At 70.4% G+C, this 19,561-nt stretch carries 25 protein-coding genes and 1 pseudogene; all 26 read left to right on the forward strand.

The window, feature by feature from the left end; all coding sequences use genetic code 11:
• The first annotated feature begins 4 nt into the window (after positions 1–4).
• Positions 5–1,432 carry a hypothetical protein gene (locus BJF79_RS29870; RefSeq protein WP_075902404.1) on the forward strand — a complete coding sequence of 476 codons (1,428 nt, stop codon included), beginning with the start codon at positions 5–7 and terminating at the stop codon, positions 1,430–1,432.
• Positions 1,433–1,435: 3 nt separating this feature from the next.
• Positions 1,436–1,789: a DUF2190 family protein gene (locus tag BJF79_RS29875; RefSeq protein WP_075902406.1), complete on the forward strand. Its 354-nt coding sequence runs from the start codon at positions 1,436–1,438 to the stop codon at positions 1,787–1,789.
• Between the two features lie 11 nt (positions 1,790–1,800).
• Positions 1,801–2,910 carry a Mu-like prophage major head subunit gpT family protein gene (locus BJF79_RS29880; protein WP_075902408.1) on the forward strand — a complete coding sequence of 370 codons (1,110 nt, stop codon included), beginning with the start codon at positions 1,801–1,803 and terminating at the stop codon, positions 2,908–2,910.
• Between the two features lie 113 nt (positions 2,911–3,023).
• A complete protein-coding gene (locus BJF79_RS29885; protein WP_075902410.1) occupies positions 3,024–3,323 on the forward strand; it encodes a hypothetical protein in 300 nt (99 codons plus the stop codon).
• On the forward strand, positions 3,316–3,615 hold the full coding sequence (locus BJF79_RS29890) for a hypothetical protein (RefSeq protein ID WP_143220381.1): 300 nt from the start codon (positions 3,316–3,318) through the stop codon (positions 3,613–3,615). The genes BJF79_RS29885 and BJF79_RS29890 overlap by 8 nt, the downstream gene beginning before the upstream one ends.
• A gap of 3 nt (positions 3,616–3,618) precedes the next feature.
• Entirely contained in the window at positions 3,619–4,011 is a 393-nt protein-coding gene (locus BJF79_RS29895) for a hypothetical protein (protein ID WP_075902414.1), read from the forward strand.
• Positions 4,012–4,031: 20 nt separating this feature from the next.
• Positions 4,032–5,678 carry a hypothetical protein gene (locus tag BJF79_RS29900; protein WP_075902416.1) on the forward strand — a complete coding sequence of 549 codons (1,647 nt, stop codon included), beginning with the start codon at positions 4,032–4,034 and terminating at the stop codon, positions 5,676–5,678.
• The gene (locus tag BJF79_RS29905; protein ID WP_075902418.1) at positions 5,675–6,337 is read left to right on the forward strand and encodes a hypothetical protein; all 663 of its coding nucleotides are present in this window, start codon (positions 5,675–5,677) and stop codon (positions 6,335–6,337) included. The genes BJF79_RS29900 and BJF79_RS29905 overlap by 4 nt, the downstream gene beginning before the upstream one ends.
• Positions 6,325–6,771, forward strand: a complete 447-nt coding sequence (locus BJF79_RS29910; protein ID WP_075902420.1) for a DUF6093 family protein — start codon at positions 6,325–6,327, stop codon at positions 6,769–6,771. Before BJF79_RS29905 ends, BJF79_RS29910 begins: the two co-directional genes overlap by 13 nt.
• Positions 6,768–7,124: an HK97-gp10 family putative phage morphogenesis protein gene (locus BJF79_RS29915; protein WP_075902422.1), complete on the forward strand. Its 357-nt coding sequence runs from the start codon at positions 6,768–6,770 to the stop codon at positions 7,122–7,124. Before BJF79_RS29910 ends, BJF79_RS29915 begins: the two co-directional genes overlap by 4 nt.
• Positions 7,121–7,552 (forward strand): DUF3168 domain-containing protein, encoded by a 432-nt coding sequence (locus BJF79_RS29920; protein WP_075902424.1) that lies wholly within the window; start codon positions 7,121–7,123, stop codon positions 7,550–7,552. The genes BJF79_RS29915 and BJF79_RS29920 overlap by 4 nt, the downstream gene beginning before the upstream one ends.
• Before the next feature lie 71 nt (positions 7,553–7,623).
• Positions 7,624–7,953: a hypothetical protein gene (locus BJF79_RS29925; RefSeq protein ID WP_075902426.1), complete on the forward strand. Its 330-nt coding sequence runs from the start codon at positions 7,624–7,626 to the stop codon at positions 7,951–7,953.
• A 6-nt stretch (positions 7,954–7,959) separates the two neighbouring features.
• Entirely contained in the window at positions 7,960–8,190 is a 231-nt protein-coding gene (locus BJF79_RS29930; RefSeq protein WP_075902428.1) for a hypothetical protein, read from the forward strand.
• Positions 8,191–8,205: 15 nt separating this feature from the next.
• The gene (locus tag BJF79_RS29935) at positions 8,206–8,691 is read left to right on the forward strand and encodes a hypothetical protein (RefSeq protein WP_075902430.1); all 486 of its coding nucleotides are present in this window, start codon (positions 8,206–8,208) and stop codon (positions 8,689–8,691) included.
• Positions 8,691–9,287, forward strand: coding sequence for a hypothetical protein (locus BJF79_RS29940; RefSeq protein ID WP_075902432.1), 597 nt, complete (start codon positions 8,691–8,693; stop codon positions 9,285–9,287). Before BJF79_RS29935 ends, BJF79_RS29940 begins: the two co-directional genes overlap by 1 nt.
• A 369-nt stretch (positions 9,288–9,656) precedes the next feature.
• Positions 9,657–11,183 carry a hypothetical protein gene (locus BJF79_RS29945; RefSeq protein ID WP_143220383.1) on the forward strand — a complete coding sequence of 509 codons (1,527 nt, stop codon included), beginning with the start codon at positions 9,657–9,659 and terminating at the stop codon, positions 11,181–11,183.
• The gene (locus BJF79_RS29950) at positions 11,144–13,393 is read left to right on the forward strand and encodes a hypothetical protein (RefSeq protein ID WP_075902436.1); all 2,250 of its coding nucleotides are present in this window, start codon (positions 11,144–11,146) and stop codon (positions 13,391–13,393) included. Before BJF79_RS29945 ends, BJF79_RS29950 begins: the two co-directional genes overlap by 40 nt.
• Positions 13,393–13,542: a hypothetical protein gene (locus BJF79_RS56045; protein ID WP_158079338.1), complete on the forward strand. Its 150-nt coding sequence runs from the start codon at positions 13,393–13,395 to the stop codon at positions 13,540–13,542. Before BJF79_RS29950 ends, BJF79_RS56045 begins: the two co-directional genes overlap by 1 nt.
• Positions 13,542–13,895: a hypothetical protein gene (locus tag BJF79_RS29955; RefSeq protein WP_075902438.1), complete on the forward strand. Its 354-nt coding sequence runs from the start codon at positions 13,542–13,544 to the stop codon at positions 13,893–13,895. Before BJF79_RS56045 ends, BJF79_RS29955 begins: the two co-directional genes overlap by 1 nt.
• Before the next feature lie 132 nt (positions 13,896–14,027).
• Positions 14,028–16,712 carry a hypothetical protein gene (locus tag BJF79_RS29960; RefSeq protein WP_075902440.1) on the forward strand — a complete coding sequence of 895 codons (2,685 nt, stop codon included), beginning with the start codon at positions 14,028–14,030 and terminating at the stop codon, positions 16,710–16,712.
• Between the two features lie 9 nt (positions 16,713–16,721).
• Positions 16,722–17,198, forward strand: coding sequence for a hypothetical protein (locus BJF79_RS29965; RefSeq protein ID WP_075902442.1), 477 nt, complete (start codon positions 16,722–16,724; stop codon positions 17,196–17,198).
• A gap of 17 nt (positions 17,199–17,215) precedes the next feature.
• A complete protein-coding gene (locus BJF79_RS29970) occupies positions 17,216–17,743 on the forward strand; it encodes a hypothetical protein (RefSeq protein WP_075902444.1) in 528 nt (175 codons plus the stop codon).
• 9 nt (positions 17,744–17,752) lie between these two features.
• Positions 17,753–17,821: pseudogene (locus BJF79_RS67445) on the forward strand (glycosyl hydrolase family 28-related protein); the annotation flags it as partial.
• Between the two features lie 260 nt (positions 17,822–18,081).
• Positions 18,082–18,897: a right-handed parallel beta-helix repeat-containing protein gene (locus BJF79_RS29980; protein WP_075902446.1), complete on the forward strand. Its 816-nt coding sequence runs from the start codon at positions 18,082–18,084 to the stop codon at positions 18,895–18,897.
• Between the two features lie 29 nt (positions 18,898–18,926).
• On the forward strand, positions 18,927–19,331 hold the full coding sequence (locus BJF79_RS29985; RefSeq protein ID WP_143220386.1) for a hypothetical protein: 405 nt from the start codon (positions 18,927–18,929) through the stop codon (positions 19,329–19,331).
• 41 nt (positions 19,332–19,372) lie between these two features.
• Positions 19,373–19,561, forward strand: a 189-nt coding sequence (locus BJF79_RS62195; RefSeq protein WP_262402745.1) for a hypothetical protein, incomplete at its 3' end; no start/stop codon positions are given.

The raw sequence follows: 19,561 nt of genomic DNA on the forward strand, positions 1-19,561 counted from the left end.
ACCGATGACGACCGATACTGCGCTGTCCGAGGCCGGGCCCGTCGCGGTCGGTGAGACCACGCTCCTGACGGAGGCCCGCGCCAAGTCGGGTGCGCGGATGCGGATCAAGCTGATCGACGAGGGCCAGGGCTCGTCGGGCTGGTACCCGGCGGAGACTCTCCGCGAGGCGGCCGAACGGCGCGTCTTCGGGGCGGGCACACACATGTTCACGGATCACCCGTCCCGTTCCGAGGCGGAGGACCGGCCCGAACGTTCGGTGCGGGACCTCGCCGGTGTCCTCACCCAAGACGCGTTCTTCCAGGACGGTGCGCTGTGGGCGGAGGCCCGCGTGTTCGCGCCGTTCCAGGAGCTCCTTCGCGACCAGGCCGACCACATCGGCGTGTCCATCCGCGCGCACGGCACCGCCGAACCGGGCGAGGTCGAGGGCCAGAACCGGATGGTCATCACGTCGCTGACCGAGGGCATCAGCGTGGACTTCGTGACCCGCGCCGGGCGCGGCGGCGCGATCGTCGAGGTCCTCGAATCCGCCCGCGACGTGGCGGAGGCCCGCAACATCGGGAGCTGGCTGGAGTCCCGCCTGCACCTGGCGTTCACCGAGATGACCGACCACATGCGCGGCGAGGGCCGCCTCACCCGCGACGAGCGCATCGCCCTCTCCTCTGCGATCGGTGACGCCCTCAACGCGTTCGTCACGCGGGTCGAGGCCGAGCAGCCGCAACTGTACAAGCGGGACCTGCACGACGACCCCGACGAGCCCGACGACGACCCGGACGACCGGGAAGACAGAACGTCCGCCGCCATGGCGGAAACCACCGTGCCGGCGCCGCCGGCCAAGCCCACCAAGGAAGGAGTCTCCATGTCCGGAGACACCGGAATCCAGGGCGCGCCGCAGGGCGGCGCCCCCACCGGGACGCGGGAGGTCAGCGAGGCCGACCGGCTCCGCGGCGAGAACACCGACCTGAAGTCCCGCCTCGCCGAGGCCGAACTGAAGGTCGCGCAGTTCGGCGAGAACGCCCGCGAGCTGGAGACCACCAAGACCCAGCTCGACGAGGCCAAGCGGGAGAACCTGCGGCTCCGCGCGAACGACGCCGCGCGCGCCAAGGCGCTGGAGGTCCTCGCCGAGTCGACGCTGCCGAAGGTCGCGCACTCCGAGGTCGTCGAGGCCGTCACCGGCGACAACGTGCCGCTGAACGACGACGGCGCGCTCGACGAGGCCGCGCTCGTCACCAACATCCGCGCGGCGATCGAGAAGGAGCGCCGCTACCTCGCGCGGTTCGCCGAGGAGAACGGCATCGGCTCGGTCCGCGGGCTCGGGTCGTCCGGCTCCGCCGACGAGATGTCCGAGGCCGACCTGCAGGCCGGGCTCGGTGACGTGTTCAAGTCCATCGGGCTGCCCGACACGGTGGCCGACATCGCCGCGAAGGGACGCTAACCAATGGCGACCAACATCGTCTACAACGACGGCGACCGCCTCGCCGTCGTCTGCACGCAGCCGGCCACCCCGGCGTCGGGGGACCCGGTGCTGTTCGGTCAGCTGCCGGGCGTCGCGCTCACCAGCGAGCACTCCGACGGCACCACGTCGGTGCAGTTCGAGGGCGTCGCCGAACTGTCGGTGATCGCGCACAACGGCACCGCGGGTGCCGCGGTCGCCGCCGGTGACGTCGTGTACTACGACTCCGCCGCGACCCCCGTCCTGAACGTCAACACGTCCGGGGTCCGGTACGGCATCGCGATGGAGGCCGTCACGTCCGGCGCCACGTCCACGATCCAGGTCCGCATCGGCTACTAGGAGCCAACAGAATGACTGTCACGAATGCCGCTCCGGGGCCGCTGGACGTCCTCGGATCCGTCGGCCAGGTCGACGCCTCGAAGGCGTCGGAGGCCGCGCTGTACGAGGGTGAGGGCCGGAGCGTGTCCGGTCGTGCCCGCGCCAACCGGGGCCGGGGCGAGTCCCCGGCCTACCGGCGGGGTCTGCTGGAGGTCGCGAACCTGTACCAGCGGGTCATCGCCGGTGACCGGTACGCGGGCCTGCAGTTCGCGGAGAACATGTCCACGTCGGACTTCTCGAACCTGTTCGGGGACATCCTCGACCGGCAGATCCTCGCCCGCTACCAGTCCATGCCGGTGCAGTGGACCAGCATCGCCAAGCGCGGCCGGGTCCGCGACTTCCGACAGGTCCGCCGGTACACCCTCGACGGCGCGGAAGCGACCCTCGGCCGCGTCAAGGAGCTGACGGAGTACCCGGCCGCATCCCTGACCGACGGGGTCTACACCTACTCGGTCGGGAAGTACGGCCGCCGGGTCGCCCTGTCCTGGGAAGACCTGATCAACGACGACCTGGATGCGTTCGCGTCCATCCCCGACCGGCTCGGGAACGCGGCGCGCCGCACCGAGGAGCGGTTCGTCACCGACCTGTACGCGTCCGCGACGGGCCCGGACTCGACGTTCTTCTCCGCGGGGAACGCGAACCTGGTCACCGCGGGTGCGTCGTCGGCGCTGTCCATCAGCAGCCTGCAGGACGCGTACACGCTCCTCGCGAGCCAGGTCGACGACGACGGCGCGCCGATCTACATCGAGTCGGCCGTGCTCGTCGTCCCGCCCGCGCTCAAGGTCACGGCGATGAACATCCTCAACGCCACCGAGATCCTCGCCGCGACCGGCGGCGGCGACGGCACCGGCAACGACCAGCTCCGCACCACCAACTGGATGCGGAACGACGTGTCCCTGGTGGTGAACCCGTGGCTCCACTCGTCACCACGACCGGCACCGTCGGGTCCACCGCCTGGTACCTGTTCGCGAACCCCGGCGTCGGCCGTCCGGCGATGGAGGTCGGGTTCCTCATCGGGCACGAGACCCCGGAGCTTTTCCAGAAGTCGCCGAACGCCACGCGCGTCGGCGGCGGCCTGGTGAACCCGGAGGACGGCGACTTCGACTCCGACAGCACGGAATGGAAGATAAGGCACACCATCGGCGGGACGCTGATGGACCCGAAGTCCGCGGTCGCGTCGCCCGGTCAGTGACCGATGTCTGACGGCAGGAGCCTCCCCCCGCCCGGCACCGCGACGGAGCTGTACCTGGCCGCCGTGTACGACCGGCTGGGGGAGCTCCTGGCCCGGTTCCCGCAGCAGCCTGAGCCCCCCGGGCCCCCGACCGGGCAGGTGGAGTTGCGGGAGCCCGCCGCTGTGCGGTCTGGCGCGGCCGTGCGGAGCCCGGCGGGTGAAGGGCCGGGCGTCACGACCCCGGGGCGTCCGGCCCGCTCCCGCCGTAAGACCACGACCCGCAAGACGACCCAGCAGACGACCGTGGGTGAGGGTGATGAGTGAGCAGATGGTGGTGTACCTCGGGAACCGGGACGCGGTCGAGGTGCATCGCGATGAGGCGGGCCGTGAGGTGCGGACCGTCCTGCCGGAAGGACGCCGGTGCACGACCGTGGTCCCACCGACCGGTCTGAAGTTGGGTGAGGTCCTCACGGCGATCACTGCGCCGGGCGGCGTGTGGAACTGGCACTCCGACGGGGACCCGGCGTGGGTCGCGTCCACGAACCCGCTGATGGCGGAGCTCCTCGCGGACCATTACGGCTGTGAGATCCGCGACCCCGAACCGCAGGAGGGCTGAACGGTGCTGACGAACGGCGGCCGTGACCACGCGCTGGCGTGCGTGTACGGCACGGGCGCGCAGCCCGCCGCGTCGAACTACATGGCGGTGACGGCGGACAGCACGGCTCCGGCGGCGACGAACACGACCCTCACCGGGGAGATCACGACGGTGGGCGGTGGGCTGCTGCGGGCGCAGGCGACGTACGCGCACACGTCGGGGCAGGCCACCGCCACGTTGTCGAAGACGTTCACCGCGAACGGCTCCGACAGCCTGCCGGTGACGATCGCGAAGATCGGGATCTTCAACGCGTCGACGTCGGGGACGATGACGAACGAGACGCTCCTCGACGCGACCGCGACGCTGTCCGCGTCCGGCGACGCCGTCACGATCACCGACACCATCACCGTGTCCTGATCTGGCGGGGCGGCTGAGGCGTGGCGGTCCTCGAGAACACCTTCGAGGGAGGGACGCCCGGCACGGCCGTCACCGTCGCGAACTCCGGTGGCCTGTCCGGGGACGCGTTCAACGAAGTCGACCCCAGCTCGTCCACGATCACCTACAGCAGCGGTGCCCTGCACGGGACGGTCGCCTGCCAGATCACCACGGTCGCTGATGACGACCCGTACTTCGCGTGGACGTCGCTGGTGTCCGGCACCACCACGTGGGGCCGCGTCTACCTGAAGATCGGCAGCCTGCCGCCCGACAACATCAACATCGTCCGCCATCTGGCCGGGACCGCGACCGTCATTACCGTCCGCGTCAACAGCAACGGCAGGCTGGGGCTGCTGTACGGGACGGGGACGTTCGCCGGGAACGGCACGGTTGCGATTCCCGTGGACACGTGGGTGCGGATCGAGTGGACCGTCACTACGGGGCTCGGCACCGGCAGTGTGCAGGCCACGCTGTACACGGATCCGGAGTCGACCACCCCGGCTGACACCCTGTCCACGAGCAGCATCAACACCGGCACCGCCTCCGCGGTCACGCGGCAGCGGATGGGGATGCTGTCGTCGGAGACGTGGAGTTTCGCCCTTGAGAGCGTCGCGTTCAGCGACGAGGGGCCCATCGGCCCGGAAGGCGGCGGCGGGCCGGTCGCTGTGGACGCTACCGACACGGTCGCTCTTGCTGATGCTGCGGTCCGTGCAACCTCGTCGGTGACCCGGGCGGCGGCCGATTCCCTTGCCGGGGCCGACGCCGCCACCCGAACCAGCAGCAGCAGCCGTGCCGCTACCGGCAGCCTGAGCCTGGGTGACGGGGCGGTAGCGGTCGTCACTCGGGCCCGTGCCACTGTCGAAGCGTTCACCGTTGTCGACACGGCCACGCAGGTCACGGCTGGAGTCCGCGCTGCGGCGGACGCCCTCGACCTGGCGGACGCGGCAGTCCCGACCACCGGCCACAACGTGACCGCCGCTGACGGGCTCGCCTTCGCCGATGCCGCCGCCCGGGCGCTCAATCTCGCGCGGGTCGGTGACGACCGTCTGATCCCTGGGGACGGTACGAACGCCGACCTGCTCGACCTCGACGATGCGGCCGCGCGCGTCACCGTGGCTGCCCGCGCCGCCGTCGATGGGCTCGGCATCGCCGAGGCGGTCGCTGCGACGTCCGGGCAGATGGTGTCCGCCTCCGACATGCTGACGCTCGACGATGCCGTCGCGCGCGTTCTCACCGCCGACCGTGGCGCTGTCGATGCGCTGGCCCTGACCGATGCTGCGTCCCGCGCTACCGCGGGGCAGCGTGCCGCCACCGACGAGTTCGCCCTGGGCGACGCGGCGTCCGGCGCCACAGGGCAGACCGTCACCGCCGCGGACCCGGTCACCCTCACTGACTCTCCCGGCCGGGTGCTTGCCTTGGCCGGCGCGGCAGCGGACGGTCTCGTCCTGGCCGACGCTGCGGGCCGGACGTTCACGGCCGGCCGGTCGGTTGCCGACGCGCTCACCCTCGCGGACGTGGTCGCGGCGGGCGGCGGCGAACCTCCCGCAGGGCGCGGCACCGTGACGTTGACCGGCTACCCCGCCGCGGAGCTCGCCGAACGGCCCGACGCAACCGTCACCAGCTACGGATCGGAGGTGAACCTCAGATGACCGAGGTGTATTGGATCGGGAAGACGGTCGTGGTCGAGTGGGCGCTCACCGACCTGGACGGCGCGGCCGTCACGGATGCGACCGTCACCGGCACGATCACCCTCCCCGACGAGACGACCGCAGCGGCGACGATCGCGCACGAGTCGGGGTCGGGCACCTACCGGGCGACGTACGAGCCGGTCGGCGCGGGGACGCACGCGTACCGGCTCGAAGCGACCGGCACGGTGGAGTCCGCGGAGGAGGGCACGTTCGAGGTTCGGCCGTCCCCGACCGTGGGTCCGGCGCCGACCCTCGACCCGGCCACCACGGTCGGGCAGGTGCGGCTGCTGATCCCGGACAAGGACCCGGCGCTCCTGCTGTTCACCGACGCCGACATCTCCGGGTTCCTCGCGCTCGAAGGCAGCAGCGTGAAGAAGGCCGCCGCGCTCGCGTTGGAGACCATCGCGTCCAGTGAGGCGATGGTGTCGAAGGTGCTGCAGGTCCAAGACCTGTCCACCGACGGCGCGAAGGTCGCTGACGCGCTGATGAAGCGCGCCGCGATGCTGCGGCAGCAGGCCGACGACGAAGACCCCGCGATCGGTGGGGGCCTGGACATCGTTGACTTCGTGGACCCGCACACCCGCTGGTCCGCGCACGAACTCGCCGAATGGGAGAGCTGATGCCGCTCCCCAACACCCGCGTCATCCACCCGAACTGGTCCGCGCATCACCGTCCGACCGCGACCGGCGCGATGACCGCGACGTGCCGCATCACCCGCACCGACGGGGACGGCACGGTCGGCGCAGACGGAACGTGGACGCCGCCCGCCGCCACCACCGTCTACACGGGCCCGTGCATGGTGATCGCCCCGTCGTTCGAGCGGAACCCGCGCGTGTCCGCGGAGCAGACGCAGATGACCCGCCGCGACTACATGGTGTCGGTGCCATGGGACGTCCCCGAGATCCACATCGGAGACGTCATCACCGTCACCTCCGCGGTCGACCCGCGGCTGGCCGGCCGGACGTTCGCGGTGACAGGTCTGGAGTACGAGTCGGAGCAGTGGCAGCGGACGATGCTCGCCGAAGAGGTCGAAGGCAGGGTGGTTGAGCAGTGAATGCCCGCTTCACAGACCTGTCGCAGGTGGAGGCGCTCATCCAGTCGCTGGACGACGCCGCCGACACCATCGACGCGCGCGCCGGGGCCGTCGTGCGGAAGGTCGGGTTCGACACCGTCCGCGGCGCGCAGGCGATCTGCCCGGTCGACACCGGGCACCTTCGCTCCAGCATCGGCGTCGACTTCGACCCCGACGGGCTCGGTTTCGAAGCGGGGCCCACGGCGAACTACGCGCATTTCGTCGAGTTCGGCACGTCCCGGATGTCGCCGCAGCCGTACCTGCTCCCGGTGTTCGACCAGCAAGCCGACCTCGCCGTCACGGCGTTCGGGCAGATCGTCGGGAACATCCTGTGACGACGGTCGCGGCCGCCGCCCCGCACACCACCGCCGTCAAGGCCGCCCTTGAGAGCATCGGGCTGGCCGTCGGCCGCGGCATCCAGCCGCCCGCGTCTGGGTGGCAGGGGCAGGAAGGCCACTCGCCCCACATCCCGTACGTGGTGCTGTACCCGGGCGGCGGCACGGTCGACGGCACGGTCGCGGAGCCGGTCGAGTACCTGGACTACACCTGCCAGCTCACGTGCGTCGGCGCGTCCCAGGATGCCGCTGAGACCGTCGCGGACCTCGCCAAGGCGGCCTTGGTGAACCAGACCCTCACCGTGCCGGACCGTGCCTCCTACCGGGGGCAGCTCCTCCTGGACCGCCCGGCCGAGCGTGACGACACCGCGGCGCCGCCGGTGCATTACGTCGTGCTGCAGCTCGGCTGGCGCACCCAGCCCGAATAGCCGCACCCCACTGCTGTCCCGCCGCCGCGCGGGCCCGCCCGCATGCCCGAACACCCCTGGAAGGAGCCCGTATGGCCACCGTTGCCGTGGCGGCGATCACCCGAGACGGGACCGCCGTCACCACCTCCACCGCCTCGTCCGGCGGCGACAAGGTCCGAGCCGCCGACCGCACGTTCCTCCTTGTGGAGAACGGCGGCGGGTCCTCGCTGACCGTGACGATCGGCGGGGTCGGCACCACCAGCTACGGCGTCGACAACCCGGACAAGACCGTCAGCGTGGCGGCGGGTGCGACGTCGGCGATTCCGCTGCTGGCGGTGTACGGGGATCCCGACGATTCGGGGCTCGCGTCGATCACCTGGTCGGCGACCACGTCCGTGACGTTCGCTGCCCTGAGGATCTGATCGCTGATGAGCATCGAGTTCGTGCTGTGCCGCCTGAAGTCCGACCACAGCCAGACGCACATGATCGCGCGCCGGGGCCTGCGGCGCTGGCCGGCCTGGGAGCCCGTCCCCGACGCCGAGGAGCAGCCCGCGCCCGGCGAGGTCCCGGCCGACGACGCGCCGCCCGCCCCGCCCGAGGAGCCCTCGGACGCCAAGCCCGCCACGAAGAGCCGCAGCCGCGCGGCCAACGACAAGTAAGGAGCGTGATCCCGCATGGCTGCTGACCTCCTCGGCGACGGCAACGTCAAGGTGAGCTTCGTCCTCACCGTCGCGAACATCGCCGCACCCACCGCCACCGAACTCAACGGCGGCACCGACCTCCAGGAGTACATCACCAAGGAGGGCCTCGAGATCTCCGCCGAGCAGACCCCGGTCGACAACACCGCCCTCGCCTCCGTCGCCGAAACCGAAGACGCTGGCACGACGAAGTACGAGATCACCCTCACCTACAAGCGGAAGGCGCTGACCGCCGACGACGTGGCGTTCACCACGCTCGTTCCCGGCACGCTGGGGTACCTGTGCGTTCGCCGGAACAAGGCGCACACCACCGCGTGGGCCGCGTCCGACGAGGTCGAGGTGTACCCCGTCCGTGTCGGGAGCTACATGCGACAGCCCCCGGCGCTGAACGAGCCGCAGACCGTCCAGCAGCGGCTGTTCAACCACGAGGCCCCGGACACGGAAGCGAGCGTGGCTGCGTAATGGCCGACTTCGAGAAGCTCCTCGCGGGGGCGAAGCTTCCCGAAACCGGGGTGCCGATCTGCCTGCGGGGAGATCTGGCCGTCGAGTTCGAGCGGCTGGAGACGGATCTGGCCGAAGCCCGCGAAGCCGAGGAGCGCGACGACAGCCTCGCGGCGGGCGGTCAGGCCCGGGAGATCGCCGAGCAGATCGAGGATCTCCGGCAGACGATGCAGGACCACACGCACACGTTCCGGCTGCGTGCCCTGCCTCGGAAGAAGTGGCGTGATCTTCTCGAAGAGCATCCGCCGCGTGAGGACAACGCCGCCGATACGCAGTTCGGGGTGAACAACGCGACGTTCCCGACGGTGCTGATCGCGGCGTCGTGCCTGGACCCGGTGATGACCGAACAGCAGGTCGACCAGCTCTTCGAGGTCCTCACCGAGGGGCAGATGCTGGAGCTGTACGGCGCCGCGCTCGCGCTGAACCGCGGCTCGGTGAACGTCCCAAAATCCGGGCTCGCGTCCGCGATTCTGGCCCGGCCCGCGCCGAAATCGAAGCCGCCCGAGCGTGGGGCGTCTCGCGGCGGCGGTTCCTCGGCTGGGAGCCTCGCCGGGTAACTACGTACGAGTACGACGGTGACCGCCTCGTCCGGTCGGTCACTGAGGTTGAGGCAGAGTGGGACGACACCGAACGAGCGTGGGCCACGGCGCTGCTCGACATCGAGGCCGACACCTGCACCGGTTGCGGACAGCCCCTGTCGGAGACCACCAAGCCGGAGGCGTTCGGCGGGTACGAGGCCGGGCTCCCGGTCGCATGCCAAGGCTGTAAGGCCCTCGCGGCCCGGCAGAAGCGTTACGCCGAGGACAAGAACCTGCACGCGCTGCGGTTCCCGGTACGGCGCACGTGGCGCGATGACGATCACAACCACGCGGGTTGGGCGATGCCCGACACCACCTGAGGGGGTGACCGTCATCGCGGACCGCACCGTGAGCGCGAGACTTCGCGCCGACGTCACCGGCTACATCGCGGCGATGCGCGCCGCCAAGAACGCCACCGAGCAACTCCACGACCAGATGCAGCAGGTGTCCCGGCAGCGCGGCGGCGGCTTCACCCGCGCCGCCTCCGGGGCGGAGCGGCTGGAACAGGCCCTGCAGCGGCTCATGCAGACGCAAGAGCAGTTGACGCGGCAGCAGCAGGAGTCGAACCGGCAGACCGAGCAGCAGACCGAGCAGACGCGGCAGCAGACGCAGGAGACCGAGCGGAACCGGCGGTCGACGCAGCGGCAGACGGATCAGACCCGCCAGCAGACCGAGCAGACCGACCGCAACACTCGCTCGACGCAGCAGTCGACGCGGGCGCTCATGACGCGTGAGCGTGCGATCACGTCGCTGGTGGCCGGGGCGGGGGCGCTGGCGGCGGCTGAGTTGTCGGCTGCGGCGGCGATGGGTGCGTTCGGGGTGATGGCGGCCCCGAGCATCTACAAGGTCGTCGCTGCGCAGGAAGATCTTGCCGCGAACTGGTCCAGCCTGTCCCCGTTGCAGCGTGGCGCGGCGGTTGAGGTGCAGAACCTCAAGGACGACTACCTCGCGCTCGCGAGGTCGTTCGAGCCGGAGGCGATGGGCGCGTTCAACACGGTCCTGCGGGTGGGCGCGGATCTGTTGCCGATGCTGTCGGATCTGGCGAACGAAACGTCGGTGGACGTCCAAAGGTTCTTGGACCGGCTCGGTGGGTTCGCGACCGGCCCGCAGATGCGGGCGTTCTTGGACTCGATGGGTGCGCAGGCGCCGCGGGCGCTGGACCAGCTCGGGACCGCCGCGACGACCACAGGATCGCTCGCCCTGCGGTTGGCGACCGACATCACGCCGGTCGGGATCAGTGTCCTGGAGGTGGCGAACGGCGCGCTGGGGATGGTCAATAGCCTCGCGCAAGTGAACCCTTTGTTCGCGCAGTTCGCGGTCACGGCGCTGCTGCTGCGCGCCCCGGTCCTGGGCCTGGTCGCCGGGGTGGGGAACCTGTCCACGCGGATGCGGACGTATGCGGCGGAGACGCGCGGTGCGACGGTCGCGACGCGTGCGCTGGGTGTGGTGTCCGCGCTGGGCCCGGCGCTGTGGGTTGCCGGGGCGGCGGCGCTGTTCCTGTGGGCGTCGAACGCGGGGCAGGCGTCCAGCGAGTCGGACAAGTTGACGGACTCGCTGCAGCGGCAGCACCGCGCGGTCGGGAACAACCTCACCGGCTATCAGCGGCTCGTCGGGGATCTGCTCCCGCGGTTGCAGGACGCGGAGCGGCGCGCCCGGCAGGAGATGGACGCCAACAACGAAGTCACCGTCAAGACCGGTAAGGAAGTCTTGGCGTACCGGGGGAAGCTGGACCAGGCGCAGAAGCCGTACGGAACATCACCCAGGCGTCCGAAGAGCTGGCGCACACGTACGGGATCACCACCGACGAGGCGATCGAGCTCGCGACCGCGACCGGTGTGGATCTGTCGGAGGCCGTCGACAAGAACGGCCGGTTGACGTTCGAGGCGTCGCAGAAGATCAACCGGTACAAGCTCGCGGTCGAGCAGGCGAACGACCCGACGAAGGCGATCGGCCTGTCGCTGGAGCGGGCATCGAACGAGGCCCTGTCGCTGGAGGACCGCGTCAACGCGCTGACCGCCGCGCTCGACGCCGCGTTCAACCCGAGCCTGCGCATGTACCAGGTGACGACGCAGCTCAGGCAGGGGTACCGGGACCTGGGCGAGCAGTTCGACGATGCCAAGGGCCGCATGGACGGCAACACCGCGTCGTCGCTGCAGCTGCAGCAGTCGTTCGCGAACCAGTTGTCGAGCGTCCGGGACCTGGCGGATGCGACGTTCGCGAAGACCAAGAGCATGGACGAGGCGCGCGCTGCGGTGTCGGAGCAGCTGCCGCTGCTGTATGCGCTCGCGGGCGGGAACCGGCAGGCGAAGGCGCAGGTGGACGCGCTCGCCACTTCGCTCGGGATCAACACCGGCGCCCTCAACGTCAGCAAGGCAACGTTCATCGCGCAGGCCACGGCGATGTTCGGGTCGAAGACGCGGGCTGAGGAGCTGTGGCTCGCCTACACCAAGCTGCGCGGCGCGACGAACGCCGGGACCGGGGCGCTGGGGTCATTCATCACGCAGGTGCGAACGTCGGCGGAGCAGGCCCGCATCCAGACGCTCCGCACGGACGGGGCTCGCGGCGCGCAGACGGTCTACAACCAGCGGATCCGCGAAGCGCTCCCGGTCCTGTACGCGCTGGCCGGGAACAACAAGGCCGCGCGGGCGCAGGTCGACCAGCTCGCGAAGTCGACGGGCAACGCGACGCGTGCGACGAACGTGTCGAAGGAAGCGTTCCTGAAGACCGCCCGGTCGATGCACATCAGCGAGGGCCGCGCCGAGGCTCTGTGGAAAGAGCTCAACAAGATCCCGAAGAAGGTGTCCACGAACGTCGACATCAACGCCAAGGGCTACTGGTCGAACTGGCGGAGCATGCCGGGTGCGACGACGGGTGGGCCGGCGCATCTAGTGCCGCGCGCCCGAGGCGGCCCCATTCCGTCGTTGGGTCCGGAATCGAGCCGGGCGTACGACTCGGTGCCTGCGCTGCTGCGTGTCGACGAGCACGTGTGGACGCCCGAAGAGGTCGACGCGGTCGGCGGCCATGACGCGGTGTACCGGCTGCGGGCGATGGCGCGGGCGGGGCAGCTGCAGGGGTACGCGGCGGGCGGGCGCGTCAGCTTGGACCGGGGCGGGTCGACGCGCGCGGTGGTCGACGATGTGATGTCGCCGATCAACCGCGGCTACGCGGGGTTCATCACCGGGATTATCCGGTCGATGGCGGCGTCGTGGAAGAAGTACATGGCGTCCGGCGGGGCCGCGATGGCGTGGGCGCGGACGCAGGTCGGGAAACCGTACCTGTGGGGCGGGGTCGGCCCGGCCGGGTACGACTGCTCCGGCTGGACTTCGGCGATCACGAACGTGATTCAGCGGCGGAACCCTCATCAGCGGCGCCACACCACCCACTCGTTCGGCGCAAGTGGTGGGCCGGACGGGTTCGTGCGGGGCTTGCAGTCGCCGTTCATGGTCGGTGTGACCGACGCCGGTGTTGGTCACATGGCCGGCACGCTAAACGGCGTGCCGGTGGAGTCGTCCGGCAGCGTGGGTGTGCGTGTCGGTGGCGGCGCGCGCGGCGCGAATCACCCCATGTTCACCCGCCAGTACGGGTTGCGGATGGCGGCCGGTGGCGCGGTCACCCCGGCGGAGGCTCGGCTTGCGCGGGAGGCGCTGCAGCCGGGCGCGTCCCGCCGTGAGGTTGACCTCGCTGCGACGCTCGGGCTGACCGGCGACCCATCCAGCAGCGTGAGCCCGGTCCGGCCGCGGATCCCGGCGTACGGGTCCGGCGGGTGGGTGCGAGGGCGCCCTGGCCGCGACACCAACCTCATCGCCGCGACCCGTGACGAGTACGTGGTGAGCAAGGGCCAGGCGGCGAAGTACCCGGGCCTGATCGAGGCGATCAACGCGGGTCAGGTGGGGCAGGCGATGGTGTCGCCGCTGCGGCGGGCGTCGCCGATGCCGGTCGCGGGTGGGGACGGCGCAGCCCTTGGCGGACGGTCGGGTCGGTTGGTGGTGGAGCTCCACAACCACGGCGTCATCGGCAGCCGCTTGGAGTTGCAGGACTGGTTGACCAAGTCGATGAACGACCTCAAGAAGCGGGGGCGAATCTGATGCTGCGATGGATCCGGGCGAGAGCCCAACGGCGCCGGGCGCCCGAGGTCGTCCACGTGCATGTGGGCGGGGACGTTCTGCCGCTCGCCGAGCTGGAACAGTGGCTTGCTGGTGCGCTGGCTGACCTCCGCAAGCAGGGGCGGCTCTGATGGCGCTGAGCACCACCGCGGCGACCACGATGCTGGACGCCGTCGCGGTCGACGCCGACTATGCGTCGCTGCACACCGCCGACCCCGGCAGCACGGGCGCATCCGAGGTGACCGGCGGATCCCCTGCCTACGCGCGGCAGGCGATCACGTGGAACGCGGCGTCGGCCGGGAACCTCGACTCGTCGAACGCACCCAACTTCGACGTGCCAAGCGGGACGACGATCACCCACTGGGGTGTCTGGTCGGCCTCCTCGGGTGGGACGTTCCTGTTCGGCGGATCCCTGTCCGCGCCGGAATCGTACGGCTCCCAGGGCGACTACACGCTGACCGACGCCGACTACACGCTCAGCTAGGCCCCTCGTGGTTTCCTTCGTCGCCGCAACGTCCGCGACCGCGTCGACCGGCACCCTCAACATCAACTGGCCGCCCGGGATCCAGTCGGGTGACCTCGCGATTCTCGCGTGGAACGGTGACGACGGCGCGACGTGGACGGACCCGCTGCCGCTCGCGCTGCTCGGGTCGCGACGTCCGGCGGCACGCAGGAAGGCCGCATCTACTACCGGGTGTGCACCGGGTCCGAGTCGTCGCCGCTCGCGTTGACGCAGTCGGTCATCAACAAGCAGACGGCGATCATCGTCGTGTACCGGGGCGTGTCCACCACCACCCCGATCGACGCGTGGGCGTCCCGGCAGGAGACGGTCGCGGGCACAACGCACGCGAACCCGCAGGTGACCACCGTCGCCGCGAACGCCCCCGCCACGACGTTCATCATGGAGCGGTTCACCGACTCCAGCCCGAACTACACGCCCCCGACCGGCTACACCGAACGCGCGAACCCCACCCCGGCCGGGGGCGGCGGGTCGACGTCGGCGGCGGCTGCGGACGACGGCCTCGCGGTGGCGCGGGGCGCGGGGACGAACGTCACCCCGCCCGCATGGTCGAACGGCGTCTCGACGAACAACGTGCTCACGTGGACGATCACACTCACCCCCGCTGACGGTGGCACGTCTCGTGAGGGGACCGGGTCGGGTTCGGCGACTGGGGCGGGGACGAGCACCGGCAGCAAGTCGACGGCCGGGACCGGTTCGGGGTCCGCGACGTCGGCTGCGGCGGCTGGGACCGGAACCAAGTCCGGGTACGGGACCGGGACGGGCGGCGCGGTTGGGTCGGGGACGGGCACCGGGTTCACCACCAAGGTCAACTGGGGTGTCGCGATCGACTGGGACGGCGACGGGTTCACCTCTGCGGATGATGTGACCGCGCGGGTCCTCGCCCGAGGTGGCCTCACCGCGCAGTACGGCCGGGACCAGACCCGCGAGTTGTCGCCGATGGCGGCCGGGGCGGGCGATTTCGAGATCGATAACGCGTCGCGGGACTACTCGCCCGACAACCTCGCGTCGCCGCTGGTGGGGAAGCTTCTGCCGGGGCGGTCGGTGCGGATCCGTGCGACGTCGGGCAGCACGTCGCTGAACGAGAACCCCACCTTCGACACGACGGTGGCGGGCTGGACCGGGCACCTGTGCACGGTCGCGCACTCCACGGCGCAGGTGCACCCGGACGGGGTCGGGTCGATGCTGATCACCCCGGACGGCGGGAACCCTGCGTGCGGTGGCGGGTCGGGGTTGGTTCCGGTGACGCCGCGGGCGGGGTATTCGGCGTCGCTGTGGGCCTACAGCCCGGGCGGGTGGGACGACATTCGGGTTCTGATCAACTGGTCGGACTCCTCGGAGGTGTTCCTCGGGTCGTCGGTTGGTGCCGCGGTGGCGGTCCCGGCTGGTGAGTGGACCGAGGTGGCGTGGAGCTTCACGGCTCCGGATGAGGCGGCGTTCGCGTCGGTGTGGGCGTGGCAGTCCGCGAACCCCACCGCCGGGGATGCCTGGTACGCGTGGGATGTGCGGGTCGCGCCGGACGAGTCCGTGGCGACGATGCTGCAGGGGTTCGTCGACGACTACGACCTCAAACCCGCACCGAAAGAACGGTCGGTCGCGTTCACGCTGCTGGACGCGGTCGCGAAGCTCCGCGGCGCGAAGGCCACGACGCGCCTGCATCAGGGTGTGCGGACGGGCACCGCGATCGGGTACGTGCTGGACGCGATCGGGTGGCCGTCCCACCTGCGGGACCTCGACCCGGGCGCGACGACGGCCCGGTGGTGGTGGGTGGAGGACGCGGACGCGTTCGAGGCCATCCAGGATCTGGTGCGGGCGGAGGGCCCGCCCGCGATGCTCACGTCCGATGAGCTCGGGCGGATCGTGTTCCGCGACCGGCACCACCGCATCCTGTCGCCGCGCGCGACGCGCTCCTACGCCACGTTCACCGACCAGCCCACGGATCCGCTGTACATGATGGCGCTCACCTATGACCACGGGTGGGGCGACATCGTCAACTCCGTGAGCGTGAAGGTCGAGGAGAAGGACCCGGCCGCGCTGCCGGATGAGGTGTGGCAGGAAGAGTCCCTCATCCAGCTCGGAGCCGATGAGGTCCGGGTAATCCGGCCGACGCTCACGAGCCCGGTGGTGAGGCCGTTCGCGATCTACGGGGTGCAGACCGGCAGCGTCTCCCACTCGCTGACCGTGGACTCCGGGCAGACGTTGACGCTGCAGCTCACGGCTGGGGCGTCGGGCGCGATCGTGTCGAACCTGTCCATTCAGGCGCAGGCGGTCGCGACGGCGCGGACGTACACGATCCTTCTGGAGGACGCGGAGTCGATCGCGCAGTACGGGAAGCGGTCGCTGGACTATGAGGTGCCGTGGGCGGGTGTGCATGACGCGACCGCCGTCGCCACGCTGGTGCTGGCCGCGTCTGCGCAGCGCCGCCCCATCGTGACGATCAAGCTGCAGTCGATGACACACGCCATGACGCCGCGGCTCGCGCAGCAGCTCATCCGGGCCCTGTCCGACCGCGTCCACGTGGTCGAGGCGGAGACATGCGTTGACCACGACTTCCACATCGAGAGCATCGACCAGCGGGTTGAGGCGAACGGCCTGTCGCTCGAGACCGACTTCGGGCTGGAACGCGCCGTCGAGCAGGCCGACAACGTGTTCCGGTTCGACGACCCCGACTACGGGTTCGACAACGGCGTGTTCGCCACGAACGGCCTGTCCGATCCGGAGACGCTCATGATCTTCGACGAGGACGGGCGCGGGTTCGGCGACGGCGTGTTCGCAACGTGAGGGGGTCCTGTGGGTGAGGTGGAGTTGCTGCGCGGGGAGTTGGCGCGCCGGGAGCAGGAGATCGGCCGGCAGGTCGCGCAGGCGGTTGCGCTGGACCTGATGCAGCGGGGGACGCGGACGCTGGAGATCGCGACGCCGCTGAACTTCGTGTGGGCGTACGTCTACAGCGGCGAGTGGATCGCGGACTGTCCGTCGGGGTGCGGGAACGCCGAGTTCGTCACGGGCAAGCACCCGCGCGACCGGGGCGTCGCGGGGACGCGGGGCGCGCCGTATGCGGAGTTCGTGTGCTCATGCTGCCGCTACCGGTGCCCGATCAGCTGGCCGGCGGAGGCGGGGGCGATCAGCGCCGTGCTGGACCGGCGGCCGGTTCCGCATACGCGGAACTGGTTCCCTCGCGGGCATGCGTTGGCGGTCGCGACGGGGATCCCGACCGGCCAAAGCGTGGATGAGTTGCTGGCTGAGAACCACGATCACGGAGTGCACTGATGGCTTGGTCGAGCCCGATGACGGCGGTTGCGGGGGCGGCCTACACGGCCGCGCAGTACAACACCAACACGCGCGACAACCTGCTGGAGACCGGCCCGGCGAAGGCCACGGCCGCGGGGCGGCTGCTGGTGACGGCCGGGGCGAACAGCCTGGTGGAGCGGGTCGTTCGGCAGGGCACGAATACCGACGGCGGCTCCACCACGTCGAGCAGCTTCACCGACCTGACCGGGACGACGATCGGCCCGACCGTCACCGCCGTTACTAGCACCATGGCGCTGATCTGGTTCTCCGCGCAGATGCAATGCAGCGCTGCGGGCGCGGTCACGCAGGTCGCTCTGGCGATCTCGGGCGCGACGACCCGCGCGGCGGACGCTGAGGTGGACCTGTATACGGACGGGCTCGGTGCGAGCCAGGCGATGCGTTCGAGCGTGGTGCATCTGTACGACGACCTCACCGCCGGAAGTAACACCTGGACCATGAAGTACCGCACCGGCGCGGGGACCGGCACTTTCTATGACCGCAGCGTCGGCGTGATGGCGCTCTGAGGAGATTTGATGATCAGCGTCAAGGACTACGGCGCCACCGGCAACGGCGTGACCGACGACCGGCAGGCGATCCAGGACGCGCTGAATACCGGCGCCCACGTGTACGTCCCGCCCGGGGTGTACGCGATCGCGTCCGGGAGCTTGCGGATCTGGCGGCGGACGCGCCTGACGGTGAACCCGGGGGCGGTGATGTTGCGGGCCGGGCCGACGGACGGGCTGATCTCGAATGTCGACCCGCGCGGCCCCGAAGGGTACAGCGGCCACGGCGGCATCACGATCGAGGGAGGCGTCTGGGATGTGAACGGCGTCGCGCAGCGTCGTACGCGTGCGGGATCACGGTGGCGCACTGCGAGGACGTCACCATCCGGGACCTCATCGTGCAGAACACGCCGGGCTGGCACGCACTGGAGATCAACTCGTCGCGGTCGGTGCTGGTCGACAACTGCAAGTTCCGCGGGTTCCGGCACGACGGCGACCGGAACTTCTCCGAGGCGATCCAACTCGACGGGGCGATCGGCCCGTCCACCGGGACCGCCCCCTACGACGGCACCATCTGCGACGGTGTCGAGATCCGCTCCTGCCGGTTTGGGGGCGGCGGCGCGGACGGGACCGAGGCGTGGCCGCGCGGCATCGGCACGCACACCGCACCGTCCACCTGGCACCGCAACATCCGCGTCGCGAACTGCGTGTTCGACGCGCCGAGCTGGTGCGCGATCCGCACCTACTGGTGGGACCGCGCCGTCATCACCGGCAACCAGGTCGACGGGTCCGCAGGGGACGGCATCGTCGTCGACTACAACTCCCGCTACGTCGAGGTTCACGGGAACCAGGTGTTCGACTCCGGCGGCAACGGCATCTCGGTCGACCACGGCTGCACGCAGATCAACCTGCGCGACAACGACGTCGTCGGCTCGGGCCAGAGCGCGAACAACACCTTCGGCGGTGTGCGGGTCGCGGACTCCGGCTACGTCCGGGTCATCGGGAACACGATCCGCCGGCGGGCGTCCGGGCATGACGCCCGCTACGGCCTGTGGGTCGAGGATTCCGCCAGCGGGATTCAGCGGTATGGGAACGACTGCCGGTACGGGGGCTATACCGCGGGCGTGGCGGACTTCTCCAGTGGGTCGGTGACGTCGGCGTCGGACGCGTCCTGAGCTCGTGAGGTGTGCGAGCGGGGGTGACGATGCCTGATGACGCAACCAGATTTCGTCTCGAACGGCTCGAAGAGACCCAACGAGATCTCGCGCAGCGGGCCGTACCCACCGACCTGTACGCGCGGGACCGCGCCGAGCATGAGCGGACCATCAATGATCTGCGGGCCGCGCTCATTGAGGAGAAAGCGGCCCGGCGGGCAGCGGATGAAGCCGCGCGGATGGCGTGGCAGGCCGCTCTTGAAGCGGAGCGGGTTGCCCGCGAGAAGGCCGACGAGGACGAAGAGGACGACCGCAAGCGCGACGTCGCGGACATCAAGACGCAGATGGTCAACCGCGGCACGAGCTGGCGGCAGGCCATCTACACCGGGCTGTTCCCCGTGCTGCTGTTTCTGGCGACGATCTTGTTCCAGCTCAAGGCCGGATCGGGCAAGTAGCCATGGTTGAGCGGGTGCGGAGTGTGCGCCGGAACGTGGGCGTGGTCGTGCTGGCGGTCGCGGTGGTCGCGCTGGCGGTGTGGGCGTGGCAATCGGTTCGGGACCTGCAGCACGACAACGAGGCGCTTACGCAGCAGGTGGAGCAGCTTGGTGGGGTGCCGCTGGTGTCGCCGAAGCCTGGTCCGACCGGGCCGCGGGGTGAGCCGGGTGCTTCGGGTGCGCCGGGCGGG

This window comes from Actinomadura sp. CNU-125, from assembly GCF_001942465.1.
Classification (GTDB): domain Bacteria; phylum Actinomycetota; class Actinomycetes; order Streptosporangiales; family Streptosporangiaceae; genus Spirillospora.